A 14981-nucleotide genomic window follows, 5' to 3' on the forward strand; every position below is an offset into this window, starting at 1 on the left:
GGCGCGAACGCCCCGGCGACCGGCGCACCCGGGGCTACATTTGATCGCGAACGAATGACACGGCGGTCCTTGCCGCCCGCAGCCGAGGAGGATGCCATCGTGCCCGGGCGCCGCCGATCCATCACCGAGACCGAACAGGCCGTCCAGGAACGGCTCGGCGGCTTCGAGTTGCAGCGCGAACAGATGGCCGCCGTCGCCAATATCCACCGCGCCGCCGCGGCCGTCCGCCAGCACCTGGAGAACTCCGTGCTGCGCCCGCACGATCTGACCTGGACCGGCTTCGTGGTGCTGTGGGTGCTGTGGATCTGGGGCGAGGCCGAGACCTGGTCGGTCGCGGAGGAGGCGGGCGTTTCCAAGGGGACACTGACGGGGATCGCGCGCACTCTCGAGTCACGCCGTCTGGTGGCCCGCGCATCCCATCCCGACGACGGCCGGCGTGTCCTGCTCTCGCTGACCCCCGAGGGCGAGGAACTCATGGAGCGCCTCTTTCCCTCCTTCAACGCCGAGGAGGCGTTCGTCGCCACCCCGCTCAGCGCCGAGGACTGCCTGCGACTCGCCAACGGGCTGCGCGCCATCGTGGCCCAGTTGGAGGAGCACGGCGAAGAGCGCCGACGGCAGCTCCTCGACGGAAGGGATCTGGCCCCGCGCCGTTCGGGCCGCCGCTCCCGCCAGTGACCACGCCCGGCCCGGCGCAGTCCCGGGTCGCCGAAGGCGGCAACCTTGACCCGGCCTCGTGGCAGAGTTAGCTTGTTTGGGGCCAAACAAGCTGGAGGTTCGGGACATGCCCCAACAGCCGGACACCGCTGTGCACGAGGCGCGGATCGCCGGCGTCGCCGTCGACACCCGACACTGGATCGGCGGCCGGCGCGTGGCGTCCGCCGACACCTTCCCCGACGTCTCGCCGATCGACGGCAGCACCCTCGCCCGCATCGCCCGCGGCGGCCCCGCCGAGGCCGAAGCCGCCGTGGCCGCCGCGAAGGCCGCCTTCCCCGGCTGGGCCGCCACTCCCTGGGCCGAGCGCGCCCGCATCCTCCACGCCATCGCCGACGGGGTGGAAAAGCGGCTCGAAGAGCTGGCGATCGTCGAGACCACCGACAACGGCGCGCTGCTGCGCTCGCACCGACGGGGTGTGATGCCGCGCGTCGCCCACAACTTCCGCTTCTTCGCGGACTGGCTGCTGACGCTGGGCCATGAGGACTTCACCACGCACACCGGCGGCCCCGCCGCGCCCGGCCACACCAACCACGTCAGCCGGGACCCGGCGGGCCCCTGTGTGCTGATCACCCCGTGGAACGCTCCGCTGATGCTGGCCACGTGGAAGGTGGCCCCGGCCCTGGCCGCCGGGAACACGGTGGTCCTCAAGCCCGCGGAGTGGTCCCCGCTGACCGCCTCGCTGCTCGCGGACATCGCGGCCGAGGCGGGGCTGCCACCCGGTGTGCTCAATGTCGTCCAGGGCCACGGGGCCGAGATCGGCGACGACCTCACCTCCCACCCGGACGTCCGCCGGATCAGTTTCACCGGCTCGGTGGCCACCGCCCGGCGCATCGCCGCCTCGGCCGCACGGAACCTGACCCCGCTGAGCCTGGAACTCGGCGGCAAATCACCGCTGTTGGTCTTCGCGGACGCGGATCCGGAGCTGGCCGTCGACCTGGCCGTGGAGCAGTTCGACAACGCCGGGCAGGTGTGTCTGGCCGCCACCCGCCTCCTCGTCGAGGAGTCGATCGCGGACGAGTTCACCGAGCGCTTCGTGGCGAAGGTCTCCCGGTTGCGGCAGGGCGATCCGCGCGAGGAGGCCACCGACATCGGGCCCACCATCCACCCCCGCCAGATCGAGCGGATCGACGGCTTCGTCCGGCGGGCGGTCGCGTCCGGTGCCCGCGTGGTCTTCGGCGGCGGCTCCCACGCCCGGCTCGGCGGTCTGTACTACCGGCCCACGCTCCTCACCGATGTCGCCCAGGACTCGGAGGTCGTCCAGGAGGAGGTCTTCGGCCCGGTCCTGACCCTGCAGACCTTCGTGGACGAGGCGGAGGCGGTCCACCTCGCCAATGACACCCGCTTCGGGCTGGCCGCCACCCTCGCCACCGGCGACCACCGGCGTGCCGAGCGCGTCACCGACCAGTTGGTGGCGGGCACGGTCTGGGTCAACTGCTTCTTCGTACGGGACCTGCGGGCGCCCTTCGGCGGCTCCCGCCTCTCCGGCGTCGGCCGCGAGGGCGGCACCTGGAGCTTCGACTTCTACTGCGACCTGAAGAACCGCGTGATGGCCCCGAAGGGATTCCACGACCATGGGTGAGATCGTCGGGGCGGGTCTGCTCGCCCATGTCCCCACCATCGTGCTCCCGGAGGAGACCCGGCGCGAGCTCAACGACGGCAAGGAGATCACCCTCGTCACCGGCCTCCGCCGGCTCCGCGAGGACGTCTTCGCGCGCGACGACTACGACACCGTCGTCGTCCTGGACTCCCACTGGGCCACCACGGTCGAGTTCGTCGTGACGGCCCAGCCGCGGCGTGCCGGGCTGTACACCTCCGAGGAGCTGCCGCGCGGCATGTGCCGGATGCCGTACGACTTCCCCGGCGACCCCGAACTCGCCCACGCCATCACGCACTTCGCCGACGCACATGCCACCTTCATCACCGCGATCGACGACGCCTGTCTGCCGATCCAGTACGCCACCGTCAACCTGTGGAAGTTCCTGGGCGAGGGCCTGCCCGGCAAGCGGTGGATGACGATCGGGGTCTGCCAGACCGGCGACATGGAGGACCACTTCCGGCTGGGCCGGGCGCTCGCCGACGGCATCGCCGCCACACCCGGCCGCCGCGTCCTCCTGATCGCCTCCGGCGCCCTCTCGCACACCTTCTGGCCGCTGCGCGAGATCCGGGACCACGAGTCCAGCGACCCGCGCCATGTCTTCACCCCCGAGGCGAGGGCGGCGGACGAGGAGCGCATCGCCTGGTTCAAGGAGGGCCGCCACGACAAGGTGCTGAACACCATGGACACGTTCTGGACGTACCGGCCCGAGGCGAAGTTCTTCCACTACCTGATGATGGCCGGTGCCCTCGGCGAGCGGGCGTGCGTCGCCCGGGCCCGCCAGTACGGCGCGTACGAGAACGCCGTCGGCACCGGTCAGGCCCACCTCTGGTTCGACCGCCCGGCCGACGGCTGGACCGGCACCGGCCCGGCCGCCTCCGCCACCGTGCCCGCCCCGCACAGCCCCGTCTGAGGAGAGCCGACATGCCCGAATACCGCCGCATCCTCCTCGACGGCGCCGTGGTGGAGACCGTCCGCGAGGGCGACACACTCGTGACCGGCGACGGTCGCCGCGTCACGGCCTGGGAAGCCCGGCATCTGCCGCCCGTGGTCCCCTCCAAGGTGATCGCCGTCCACCTCAACCACCTCAGCCGCGTGGCCGAGTTCCAGAGCCGGCTCCCCGCGGCCCCCACGTACTTCCACAAGCCGACCTCGGCGCTCAACTCCCACCAGGGCGCCGTCGTCCGCCCCGAGGGTTGCGAGTGGCTCAACTACGAGGGCGAGGTCGCCATCGTCATCGGGAAGACCACCCGGAACATCGCGCCCGAGCAGGCGGCGGAGCACATCGCCGGTTACACGATCGCCAATGACTTCGGCCTGCACGACTTCCGGGACACCGACGCCGGTTCGATGCTCCGCGTCAAGGGGTCCGACACCCTGTGCCCGCTGGGTCCGGGGCTGGTCACCGACTGGGACTTCCACGGCAAGTACCTGCGCACCTACGTCAACGGCAGGCTGGCGCAGGACGGCTCCACCGACGAGATGAAGTGGGACATGCACTACCTCGTCGCCGACATCGCCCGCACCATCACGCTCTACCCTGGCGACGTCCTGCTCTCCGGGACGCCCGCCAACTCCCGCCCCGTACAGCCCGGCGACGTCGTGGAGGTGGAGGTGGAGGGCCTGGGCCGGCTCACCAACCACATCGTCACCGGCCCGGCCCCCATCCGCACCGACGTCGGCGCGCAGCCCACCGAGTCGGAGGAGGTCCGGTCCACCGCCCTCGGCGGCGACTGGGAGTTCCGCGGCGTCCGCCCGCCCAAGCGGCCCTGAACAAAAGCGCGTCGTGACCAAGGAGTGGACCATATGGATCTGAACGGCTGGCTCGCCGCGGCCCTGGCGTCGAACGCCGATTGGGCGAAGACCTTCGGCCCCTACCAGGCCCATCCGGCGCTGGCGGTGGACGACGACCGGTTCGCCGCCGCGTTCGAGGCCTTCACCGACCGGCTCAGGGACAACTACCCCTTCTTCCACCCGCGTTACGCGGGCCAGATGCTGAAGCCACCGCATCCGGCGGCGGTCGTGGGCTACCTCACGGCGATGCTGATCAACCCCAACAACCACGCCCTGGACGGCGGCCCCGCCACCGCCGACATGGAGCGGGAAGCCGTCCAGCAGCTCGCCACGATGTTCGGCTACGACACCCACCTCGGGCATCTGACCACCAGCGGCACCATCGCCAACCTCGAGGCGCTCTTCGTGGCGCGCGAACTGCACCCCGGCAAGGGCGTCGCCTACAGCACCGAGGCTCATTACACCCACGGGCGGATGTGCCGTGTCCTGGGCGTGGAGGGCCACCCGGTCCCGGTCGACGACCTCGGCCGGATCGATCTCGACGCGCTGGAGAGTCTGCTGCGGACCGGCACCGTCGGCACCGTCGTGCTCACCGCCGGGACCACCGGGCTCGGCGCCGTCGAGCCGATCCACGAGGCGCTGGCGCTGCGCGAGCGCTACGGAGTGCGCATCCACGTCGACGCCGCCTACGGCGGTTTCTTCACCCTGCTGGCCGGGGCGGAGGGCCCCGAGGGCCTGCCCGAGGAGCCGTGGCGGGCCATCGCCGAAGCCGATTCCATCGTCGTGGACCCGCATAAACACGGCCTCCAGCCGTACGGCTGCGGCGCCGTCCTGTTCCGTGATCCCTCGGTCGGCCGGTTCTATCTGCACGATTCGCCGTACACGTACTTCACCTCCGAGGGACTGCACCTCGGGGAGATCAGCCTGGAGTGTTCCCGCGCGGGCGCGGCGGCCGCCGCCCTGTGGCTCACCTTCCAGTTGATACCGCCCACGCGCGAGGGGCTGGGGCAGTCGCTCGCGGCGGGTCGGCGCGCGGCCCTGCGCTGGGCCGAACTCATCGAGGACTCCGAGTACTTGGAGCTGTACCAGGCCCCGGAACTGGACATCGTCAGCTACTTCCCGGTGACCGAGGCCGCCACGCTGTCGCAGATCGACGCGTCCAGCGCCCGGATTCTGCAGGAGGGGATGACGGACGGCGACCCCGTCTTCGTGAGCACGCTCCGCCTCGGCGCCGATCGCCTGACGGCCCTCCATCCGAAGCTCATCCGGGACGCGGACGGTGCGCGCGTCCTGCGCAGTGTGCTGATGAAGCCGGAGTCCGAGAGCTACGTCGACCAGCTCCACGCCCGCCTGGAGCGGCTCGCGCATGGCTGACGGCCGCCCTGCCCCCAGCTCATCCACCAGCAGGAGCGTGACGGCATGACCAGCGTCCACGGCTACTTCCCGCCCAAGACCGCCACCGGCGCCTCGTCCCTCATCCCCTCCCCGCCGTGGCACTACTCCGGCGACCTGCTCACCATCGAGTACCGCACCGACCCGGCTCGCGTACGCGAGCTGCTGCCCGAGCCGTTGGAGCCGGCCGCCGAGGATCCGGGAGCGGTCGCGCTGATCTGGGCCGACTGGCAGTCGTGTGCGACCGGCGGCCGGGAGCTGCTGGACCCGGTGCGCTCCCAGTACAAGGAGACCTTCGCGGTCGTCCGCTGCGCCTACCGGGGCCGGACGTACTCCCGCTGTGTCTACATCTGGGTCGACAAGGACTTCGCGATCGCCCGCGGACTGCATCAGGGCTATCCGAAGAAGCTCGGCTCCATCCATCAGACCCGCCCCCATCCGTATGGGCCCGCCCCGCGCGTCGAGGCGGGAGCCCGGTTCGGCGCGACCCTCGCCGCGGCCGACCGGCGGCTCGCCCAGGCCGTGGTGACCCTGCGCGAGCCGTCGGAGACCGGCGGCTTCGTCAACGGGCACCCCATGGCCCACCACCGCTGGCTGCCCTCGATCGAGAACGGCAAGGGGCTCGCCCTCGACGAGCTGGTCGAGTCCGGCGCCGCCTCCTTCGAGGGCGGGCGGCCATGGGTCGGCGATGCCGAGCTGGAGCTGTTCGAGGCGCCCACCGAGGAGCTGGCCCGGCTGGAGGTCCACGAGCCGATCGCCGCGTACTACCGCCAGGTGGGCGTGGTCTGGGACGGCGGCCGGCTGCTGGAGTCCGGCACCTCGCAGGCCCGGTAGAAACCCCGTCTGCGACGATCTCTGCGTGGACTACCCGAACGACCAGGCCCCCGGCGCCCCCGTCCGCTCCGGCATCCCGGAGCACGGCCGCGTGCCCAAGTACTACGCCGTCAAGGCCCAGATCGACCGGCTCATCGACGAGTTGGGGGAGGGCTCCCCCATCCCCACCGAGCGTGACCTCTCCGAGCGGTTCGAGGTCGCCCGGGAGACGGTGCGCCAGGCGCTGCGCGAGCTGGTGCTGGAGGGCAAGCTGCGGCGGCAGGGCCGCGGCACGGTGGTCGCGGGGCCCAAGCTGGCACAGCCGCTGTCGCTGGCCAGCTACACCGAGGGCGTACGGCGCCAGGGGCGCACCCCGGGCCGTGCGCTGGTCACCCTCGACCGCTTCCCCTGCCCCGACGCGCTCGCCGCCGAGACCGGCCTGACCCGTGGCGAGCCCGTCTGGCATCTGGAACGGGTCCTGCTCGCGGATGACGAGCGGGTCGGTCTGGAGAGCACCTACGTGGCCGAGGCCCGCGTGCCCGATCTGGACACCGCCTTCGATCCGGACTCCTCCTTCTACGCCTACCTCGCCGACCGGGACATCGTCTTCGGCGACGCCGACGAGCGGATCGAGACCGTACTGGCCACGCCGCGCGAGGCCCTGCTCATCGGCACCCCGCCGGCCCTGCCGATGCTGCTCATCCACCGTGTTTCGCGGGACACCGCGGGCCGTCCGCTGGAGCGGGTCCGGACGCTTTACCGGGGTGACCGGTTCTCCTTCACGACACATCTGAGCGGCTGAGAAATGCCCCTTTGCCCCCGCTTGTCGCATCACAAAAAGATAACGGGTCTAGCCCAAATGTGATGCCCGGTTCACGCTCTCGTTGACAGCCGGATTCCTCCGGTTCCCCAGACGCATGGAGCGTGACGGACGTGAGAGTGATAGTCGTCGGAGCCGGCGTGGTGGGCACCATGCACGCCTGGCACGCAGTGGAACGCGGCCATGAGGTCGTACAGATCGAGCGCGAGACGGAGGCTCGCGGCGCCTCGCTACGCAATTTCGGCCAGATCTGGGTGAGCGGCCGAGCGGGCGGCGAGGAGCTGGACACCGCGCTGCGGGCCCGGGAGCTGTGGGAGGACATCGGCAGCCGCGTTCCGGCGCTGGGCTTCCGTCCGAACGGCTCCCTGACCCCGGTCCGCGGCGAGCTGGAGCTGGCCGTCGCCGAGGCCGCGGTCGCCCGCACGGACGCCGCCGCGCGCGGCTACAAGCTGCTGACCGCGGGCGAGGCACGGGCCCTCAACCCCGCCCTGCGCGGGGCGTTCGACGCCGCCCTGTACTGCGAGCGGGACGCGGCCGTCGAGCCGCGCACCGCCCAGCTCGCCCTGCGCGCCGAGTTGCTGAACTCCCCGCGGTACACCTTCCTGCCCGGCCGCGAGGTCCGGGAGGTGATCGGCGAGCGCGCCGTCCGCGACGACCACGGCGAGGTGCACACCGGTGACGCCGTCGTCCTGTGCACCGGCGCCTGGCTCGGCGGCCTGGTCCGTGAGCTGGCCGGTCCCGATCTGCCGGTGCGCCGCGTCCGGCTCCAGATGATGCAGACCGACCCCCTGGGCGAGTCGCTGACCACCTCGGTCGCCGACGCCGACAGCTTCCGTTACTACCCGGCGTACGCCTCCCCCGCCCTGGAGGAGCTGAACGCGCGCCGGCCGCAGGCCGATACGGCCGAGGAGCACCGTATGCAGCTTCTGATGGTGCAGCGCGCCGACGGCGGACTGACCATCGGCGACACCCACGAGTACGAGCATCCCTTCGCCTTCGACACCCTCGAGGACCCCTACGACCACCTCACCGGCGTCGTGGAGTCCCTCCTCGGCCGCCCGCTGCCGAAGATCCGGCGCCGCTGGGCAGGGGTGTACGCACAGTGCACCGACACCAGCCGGGTCGTGCACCGCCAGCGGGTGCGGAAAAGCGTCTGGCTGGTCACCGGGCCCGGCGGGCGCGGCATGACCTGCTCGCCCGCGATAGCCGAAACCACCGCGAACGAACTGGGCTGGTGACGCACATGACCACCCCGACCGACACCACCATCCGCCTGGTGGCCCTCGACATGGCCGGCACCACCGTCGCCGACGGCGGTCTGGTCGAGCGCGCTTTCGACGCCGCCTCCGGTGAGCTGGGCGCCCGGCCCGGCACCCCCGACCACGCCGAGAAGCTCGCCTATGTGCGCGCCACCATGGGCGAGTCCAAGATCTCCGTCTTCCGCCGGCTGTTCGGCGCCGAGGAGCCTGCGCAGCGCGCCAACGCCGCCTTCGAGCGGGCGTACGGCGAACTCGTCGACGGCGGTCTGATCGCCCCCGTGCCCGGCGCCCGCGAGGCCATCGAGGAGCTGGCCGCCGACGGCCGTACCGTCGTCCTCACCACCGGCTTCGCCCGTGTCACCCAGGACGCCATCCTGGACGCGCTCGGCTGGCGCGGCCTGGTGCCGCTCACCCTGTGTCCCGCCGACGCGGGCGGGCGCGGGCGGCCGTACCCGGACATGGTGCTGGAGGCGTTCCTGCGGACCAGGGCCGCCGAGGACGTGGCCCAGGTGGCCGTCGTCGGCGACACCTCCTACGACATGCTCAGCGGCGTCAGGGCCGGGGCGGGGCTGGTCGCCGGGGTGCGCACCGGGGCCCACGGCGACGAGGCGTTCCGCGCGGCCGGGGCGACCCACGTACTGGACTCGGTCGCCGATCTGCCCGCCCTGCTGCGGGGAGTCGGCTGATGGGCATCCGCTTCGACGCGGTCACCGTCGCCTACGACGGGAACGTCGTCCTGGACGCCCTCGACCTCACGGTGGCACCCGGCAGGTCATGGCGCTGCTCGGGCCGTCCGGATCCGGCAAGACCACCGCGCTGCGGGCGGTCGCCGGGTTCGTACGGCCCGCCTCCGGGCGGGTCTTCCTCGGCGACCGCGACGTCACCGATCTGCCGCCGCACCGGCGGGGCATCGGGATGGTCGTCCAGAGTTACGCGCTCTTCCCGCATCTGCGGGTCGAGGACAACGTCGCGTTCGGCCTCAAGGCCCGCAAGGTGCCCAAGGCCGAGATCCGGGCCCGGGTCGCCGTGGCGCTGGAGATGACCGGCATGGCCGCGTACGCCCGCCGCCACCCGCGCGAGCTGTCCGGTGGCCAGCAGCAGCGCGTGGCCACCGCCCGCGCGCTCGCCATCCGCCCGGACGTCCTCCTCCTCGACGAGCCGCTGTCCGCGCTCGACGCCCAGTTGCGCTCCGGCATGCTGGCCGAACTCGCCCGGCTGCACCGGGAGTTGCCCGAGGTGTCGATCCTGTACGTCACCCATGACCAGGTCGAGGCGCTCACCCTCGCCGACCGGATCGCGGTGATGGACAAGGCCCGGCTCCAGGCCTGCGGCACCCCGCGGGAGCTGTACCGGGCTCCGGCCGACGCGTTCACCGCCTCCTTCGTCGGCAACGCCAATCTGCTGCCGGTGACGGTCGGTTCCGCGGGCGTGTCATTCGCCGACGCCGAGATCGCGGTCGACACGGCGGGGGCCGTACCGGGCGCGACCGCCACCCTGTGCGTACGCCCCCATCTGGTCGGCATCGGGGCGGGCCCCAACCGGCTCACCGGCACGGTGGCGGAGATCCAATGGCGGGGCGCCACCCACCGGCTGTACGTGGACGTGGCAGGGCACCGGGTGATGGCCGACGTACGGGAGCTGCGCGAGCCACCGGCCCATGGCGACCCCGTGACCGTGCACTTCGCACCCGAGGACGCCGTGCTGCTGACCGCCGGGGTGAGCGGCCATGGCTAGCGCGACCCTGAGCACTGGGGCCAAGGCCCGGCCCCGCGCGGCGGCCTGGGCCTGGGCGTGGGCGCTGCCGCCCGTCGGCCTCCTCGCCCTGGTCTTCCTCTATCCGCTGGCCCTCGTCGTCCAGCAGTCCGTCCGGCCCGACACCGGTGGCACCTCCGTCCAGCCGTACGCCGACGTCTTCGCCTCGGAGGCGTTCCGCGAGGCGCTGTGGACCACCGTATGGCTGGCGGCGGCCTCGACCGCCGGATGTCTGGTGCTCGGCTTCGTGCTGGCGCTGATCATCGCGTTCGTGCCCTTCCCGGGGGCGCGGGTGGCCGCACGCTTCATCGATGTCTTCCTGTCCTTCCCGTCCTTCCTGATCACCCTCGCGCTGCTGTTCGTCTACGGCTCGACCGGCATGGCCAACGGTCTGTGGACGGATGTCACCGGTGCCGGCGAGGGGCCCTTCCAGTTCCTCACCACGCCCTGGGGCGTACTGCTCGCCGAGATCACGTACTTCACTCCGTTCGTGATGCGTCCGCTGCTCGCCGCGTTCTCCCAACTGGACACCGCGCAACTGGAGGCGGCCAGTTCGCTCGGCGCCCGGGCGCCCCGGATCATCCGGCAGATCATCCTGCCCGAGGCGCTGCCCGCCCTCGCGGCGGGCGGCAGCCTGGTCCTGGTGCTGTGTCTCAACGAGTTCGGCATCGTGCTCTTCACCGGCGCCAAGGGCGTCACGACCCTGCCGATGCTCGTCTACGGCAAGGCCATCCTGGAGTCCGACCAGTACTCCACCCCGGGCGTCGCCGGGGACGGCACGGCCGTGCTCATCAAGGCCAGGCACGACTTCGGCGGCGAGAAGCCCGCCATGGAGTACCTGGCCAAGCTCCAGAAGAACAACGTCGGCCCGGCCGCCTCCACCGGCAAGCTGGCGCCCAAGGTCGACAAGGGCGAACTGCTCGTCGCCAACGGCGACGTCCAGATGAACTACGCCCAGTCGAAGTCCATGCCGAACCTCGGCATCTGGTTCCCGGCCCGCCGCAGCGGCAAGCCCACCACCTTCGCCCTGCCGTACGCGGCCGGTCTGGTCACCAAGGCCCCGCACACCGCGAACGGCAAGAAGCTCCTGGACTACATGCTGAGCCGCACGGCCCAGAACCAGGTCAGCGAGGTCGGTGGCGGCTTCACGGCCCGTAAGGACATCAAGGCCACCGACGCCAACGCCACCGCGCTCAGCAAGCTGATGGACGGCGTGGAGGTCTTCCAGCCCGACTGGAACGACATCCAGAAGAACCTCCCCTCGTACATCGACGCCTGGAAGTCGGCCACCGACAACTGACCCCCGGCTCAGGCGGCACGTACCACGTACACAGCGCCCGCGTCGGCGGTGAAGGCCGTGACACCCGGCTCCGGCCGGGTCGTGGGGACGGACGCGTCCCCGGAGGTCACCCGCACGTCCTTCGCCGTGCGCAGCCGCGCCGGCCCGCCCGCCCGGGCCGTCAGCCGCGCCTCGTTCAGCGCGCCGCCCCGCCAGCTCATGTCCACCTCGAAACCGCCCCTCGCCAGCAGGCCCCGTACGCTCCCGTCCGGCAGTTGCGACGGGAGGGCGGGCAGCAGATGCAGCTCGTCGTGCTGGCTCTGCAGCAGCCATTCGGTCACTCCGGCGCAGGCGCCGAAGTTGCCGTCGATCTGGAACGGCGGGTGCAGGTCGAAGAGGTTGGGGGCGGTGCGTTCGGGGGTGAGCAGATCGGCGAGCAGCTTGTACGAACGGTCGCCCTCCTCAAGCCGCGCCCAGAAGTTGACCTTCCAGGCGAGCGACCACCCGGTGCCCGCGTCACCGCGCCGCACCAACGTGGTGCGCGCCGCGGTGAAGAGGTCCGGGGTGCCTGTCCGGCTGATCTGGTTGCTCGGATGCAGCCCGTACAGATGGGAGACATGGCGGTGCTCCTGCTCGGGGGCGCCCGCGTCCCAGTCCTGCTGCCACTCCTGGAGCCGGCCCTGCGCGCCGATCTTCATGGGGGCGAGCCGTCCGCGCGCGGCCAGCACCTGGTCCCGGAGGGCGGCGTCGGTGCCGAGGGTGTCGGCGGCCGAGGCCACGGCGCCGAACAGGTCGCGCAGCAACTGCATGTCCATCGTCGGCCCGGCGCACAGCGAGCCGCCGCCTCCGCTGTGGTGGGCGTTCTCCGGGGAGACGGAGGGGCAGGTGACCAGCGCGCCCGTGGCCGGGTCGGTCACCAGCGCGTCGAGGAAGAACTGGGCCGCGCCCTTGAGGACGGGGTAGCGCGCCCGCAGTTTCTCCGTGTCGCGCGTGTACCGGTAGTGCTCCCAGATGGCCATGGACATCCAGGCACCGCCCATGGGCCACATGCCCCAGAAGGCGCCGTCGACGGGGGCCGTGCCGCGCCAGACGTCGGTGTTGTGGTGGGTGACCCAGCCGTCCGCGCCGTACTGGGTGCGCGCCGTCGAGCGCCCGGCCACAGCCAGCTCGTCGAGCAGGGCGAAGACCGGTTCCCAGCACTCCAGAAGGTTGGCGGGGGCGGCCGGCCAGTAGTTCATCTCCGTATTGATGTTGATGGTGTACTTCGAGCCCCAGGGCGGGCTCGTCAGGTCGTTCCAGATGCCCTGGAGGGTGGCCGGCTGGGTGCCGGGGCGGGATGCGGCGATGAGCAGATAGCGGCCGTACTGGAAGTGCAGTTCGACCAGTTGCGGATCGCCGCCGGAGGCGAAGCGGGAGACGCGCTCGTCGGTGGGCAGGGCCGCCGCGTCGCCGCTGCCCACGTCCAGCGAGGTACGGCGGAACAGCGCGCGGTGATCGTCGACATGGCGGCTGCGCAGTTGTCCGTACGGGCGGTTCGCCGCCGGGTTGAGGTCTGCGGCCGCCTGGCCCGCCGCGTCACCGTTGGCGTTCTCCCAGTTCACATAGGTGGTGCCGATGGCGACCAGGACGGTCGCCGCGTCGGCTCCCCGGACGGTGACGGTCCCGCCCGCGCTGGTGGTGGTGCCGCCCTCGGCGAGCACCCGCACCAGCGCGCGGAACCCCACCGCGCCGTCCACCCCGCCCGTGGCGTCCCCCGTTCCGTCGAGCGCGGCGGTGAGCGGGTCGGGCGAGGACAGGGAGGTGCGCAGCGGGCTTTCGAACGTGGCGCCGAAGGACAGCGCGCCCTTCTTCGACGCGGACAGCCGGACGACGATGACGCGGTCGGGAGCGCTGGCGAACGCCTCACGGGTGAAGGTCACGCCGTCGCGGGTGTACGTGGTGGTGGCCACCGCCGAGTCCAGGTCCAGCTCCCGCCGGTAGCCGGTCACCGCGCCGCCCGTCGGCAGGCTCAGCAGGAGGCTGCCGACGGTCTGGTACTGCGCCTGGCCGCCGGGCACCCCGAGGAAGTCGGAGTTGATCAGCGTCTCGGCCTCGGGCCACTTTCCGTCGAAGACGAGCTGCCGGATGCGGGGCAGGGCGGCCAGGCCCTTGTGGTTGTCGTAACTGTGCGGCCCGCCCGCCCAGAGGGTGTCCGCGTTGAGCTGCAGCCGCTCGGTCTCCGTGGCCCCGAACACCATCGCGCCGAGCCGCCCGTTGCCCAGTGGCAGGGCGCTCAGCCAGTCGGCGGCGGGCTCGCGATACCACAGCGCCAGCGGCCGGTCCGCCTTCTCGCGCCCGGCGGGCGCAGCGGCGTGGGCCGTCCCGGCGGGCAGGCCGGCGGCCGCGAGGCCCGTGGTGGTCGTGGCGGCCAGCGCCATGAACTGTCGGCGCGGGACATCAGGGGTCACTGCGACTCCAGGAAGGGGTGAGTGGGGGTCTGCCTCGATCCGGGATCTGTCTCGACCCGGGATCTGCCTCGACCCGGGATCTGCCTCGACCCGGGCTCCGTCCGGCCGTCCCGGCGGGCCGCTCTGCCGCGGCCCGGGTCCGGGTCCGGGTCCGGGTCAGCGGCCGTGACCGGTCGTGGCCACGCCCATGGCGTACGTGATGCCACCGAGGAGGTGCTGCCGGAAGGCGGGCTCGGCGTAGGACTCCTTGGTGTGGCCGAGGCCGGTGTAGAAGGCCCGGCCGCCCTTGTACTTCTGGTACCAGCTAATGGGGTGGTCCCCGTTCATGGTGCCGCCGGTGTACGAGGACTCGTCCAGCGCGGCGAGCACATGCACGGTGGCCGTATCGCGCGGATTGGTGCGGTAGTTGTACCACTCGTCGGTGCGCACCCAGGTGTCCCCGAGGTGGCCCGTCGCCGGGTGGGCGTGGTCCTCGACCTTCACCGTGGCCTGCTGGATCGCCGGATGGGACTGGAACCACGCACCGCACAGCCCGCCGTAGAACGGCCAGTCGTACTCGGTGTCGGCGGCGGCGTGCACGCCCGCGTAACCGCCGCCCGCCGCGACATAGCCTTCGAAGGCCGTCTGTTGACCTGAGTCGAGGACGTCGCCGGTGGTGGACAGGAAGACCACCGCGGCGTAGCGGGCGAGGTTGCCGGGGGTGAAGGCGGCGGCGTCCTCGGTGGCGTCGACGGCGAAACCGCCCTGCGCGCCCAGGTTCGTGATGGCGGCGACGCCGTCGGGGATGGAGTCGTGGCGGAAGCCCGCCGTCTTGGAGAACACCAGCACCCGGCCCGCCCTCGGCCGCCTGCGGGCGGACGTGGCCCAGGCGGGCGCGGTCGCCGCGCCGGTGAGCAGCACGGCACCGGCCGCGGCCTTGATCACGGTGCGGCGCTGGGTGGGGGCGGGCAGATCGGGACGTTTCCTGTGCACGGGGAACCTCCGGGGAGAAGTGTGATTCTCAAAGGGGGTTGGGCACAGGCGCGCGCCGTCGCGCCCAGGGCGCCACACGGCTGCGAGCCTCGGTGAGGGGAGGGGCTGCCTCCGTGGGCGTAAGGGGACCGTACCGAGTCGGCCC

At 72.0% G+C, this 14981-nt stretch carries 11 protein-coding genes and 2 pseudogenes; 11 read left to right on the plus strand and 2 right to left on the minus strand.

All coding sequences use genetic code 11. The annotated features are described in order from the left end of the window. Nucleotides 1–99 precede the first annotated feature (99 nt). The 11 genes and pseudogenes from STRVI_RS27655 (at nucleotide 100) to STRVI_RS54880 (ending at nucleotide 11438) form a co-directional block, all read left to right on the plus strand. Nucleotides 100–675: a MarR family winged helix-turn-helix transcriptional regulator gene (locus tag STRVI_RS27655; protein WP_014058936.1), complete on the plus strand. Its 576-nt coding sequence runs from the start codon at nucleotides 100–102 to the stop codon at nucleotides 673–675. Nucleotides 676–781: 106 nt separating this feature from the next. Next, entirely contained in the window at nucleotides 782–2293 is a 1512-nt protein-coding gene (locus STRVI_RS27660) for an aldehyde dehydrogenase (protein ID WP_014058937.1), read from the plus strand. After that, nucleotides 2286–3221 (plus strand): 3,4-dihydroxyphenylacetate 2,3-dioxygenase, encoded by a 936-nt coding sequence (locus STRVI_RS27665; protein WP_014058938.1) that lies wholly within the window; start codon nucleotides 2286–2288, stop codon nucleotides 3219–3221. Before STRVI_RS27660 ends, STRVI_RS27665 begins: the two co-directional genes overlap by 8 nt. 11 nt (nucleotides 3222–3232) lie before the next feature. After that, on the plus strand, nucleotides 3233–4081 hold the full coding sequence (locus tag STRVI_RS27670) for a fumarylacetoacetate hydrolase family protein (protein ID WP_014058939.1): 849 nt from the start codon (nucleotides 3233–3235) through the stop codon (nucleotides 4079–4081). 33 nt (nucleotides 4082–4114) lie between these two features. Then, nucleotides 4115–5476 carry a pyridoxal phosphate-dependent decarboxylase family protein gene (locus STRVI_RS27675; RefSeq protein WP_014058940.1) on the plus strand — a complete coding sequence of 454 codons (1362 nt, stop codon included), beginning with the start codon at nucleotides 4115–4117 and terminating at the stop codon, nucleotides 5474–5476. Nucleotides 5477–5521: 45 nt separating this feature from the next. Continuing rightward, complete coding sequence (locus STRVI_RS27680; RefSeq protein WP_014058941.1) at nucleotides 5522–6328, plus strand: acetoacetate decarboxylase family protein; 807 nt, start codon at nucleotides 5522–5524, stop codon at nucleotides 6326–6328. Nucleotides 6329–6353: 25 nt separating this feature from the next. Continuing rightward, nucleotides 6354–7109 carry a GntR family transcriptional regulator gene (locus STRVI_RS27685; RefSeq protein ID WP_014058942.1) on the plus strand — a complete coding sequence of 252 codons (756 nt, stop codon included), beginning with the start codon at nucleotides 6354–6356 and terminating at the stop codon, nucleotides 7107–7109. A 131-nt stretch (nucleotides 7110–7240) separates the two neighbouring features. Further along, on the plus strand, nucleotides 7241–8365 hold the full coding sequence (locus STRVI_RS27690; protein WP_014058943.1) for a TIGR03364 family FAD-dependent oxidoreductase: 1125 nt from the start codon (nucleotides 7241–7243) through the stop codon (nucleotides 8363–8365). A gap of 5 nt (nucleotides 8366–8370) precedes the next feature. Then, a complete protein-coding gene (locus STRVI_RS27695; RefSeq protein WP_014058944.1) occupies nucleotides 8371–9072 on the plus strand; it encodes an HAD family hydrolase in 702 nt (233 codons plus the stop codon). Continuing rightward, nucleotides 9072–10120, plus strand: a pseudogene (locus STRVI_RS27700) (ABC transporter ATP-binding protein). Before STRVI_RS27695 ends, STRVI_RS27700 begins: the two are co-directional and overlap by 1 nt. Further along, entirely contained in the window at nucleotides 10113–11438 is a 1326-nt protein-coding gene (locus STRVI_RS54880) for a 2-aminoethylphosphonate ABC transporter permease subunit (RefSeq protein WP_014058945.1), read from the plus strand. Before STRVI_RS27700 ends, STRVI_RS54880 begins: the two are co-directional and overlap by 8 nt. 8 nt (nucleotides 11439–11446) lie before the next feature. On the opposite strand, the gene STRVI_RS27710 is transcribed toward STRVI_RS54880, so the two are convergent. Then, nucleotides 11447–13834, minus strand: coding sequence for a glycoside hydrolase family 95 protein (locus STRVI_RS27710; RefSeq protein ID WP_043239955.1), 2388 nt, complete (start codon nucleotides 13832–13834; stop codon nucleotides 11447–11449). A gap of 213 nt (nucleotides 13835–14047) precedes the next feature. Further along, nucleotides 14048–14815, minus strand: a pseudogene (locus tag STRVI_RS27715) (ThuA domain-containing protein); the annotation flags it as partial. Nucleotides 14816–14981 lie beyond the last annotated feature (166 nt).

The sequence above is a fragment of the Streptomyces violaceusniger Tu 4113 genome (assembly GCF_000147815.2).
In the GTDB taxonomy this organism is placed as follows: Bacteria; Actinomycetota; Actinomycetes; order Streptomycetales; family Streptomycetaceae; genus Streptomyces; species Streptomyces violaceusniger_A.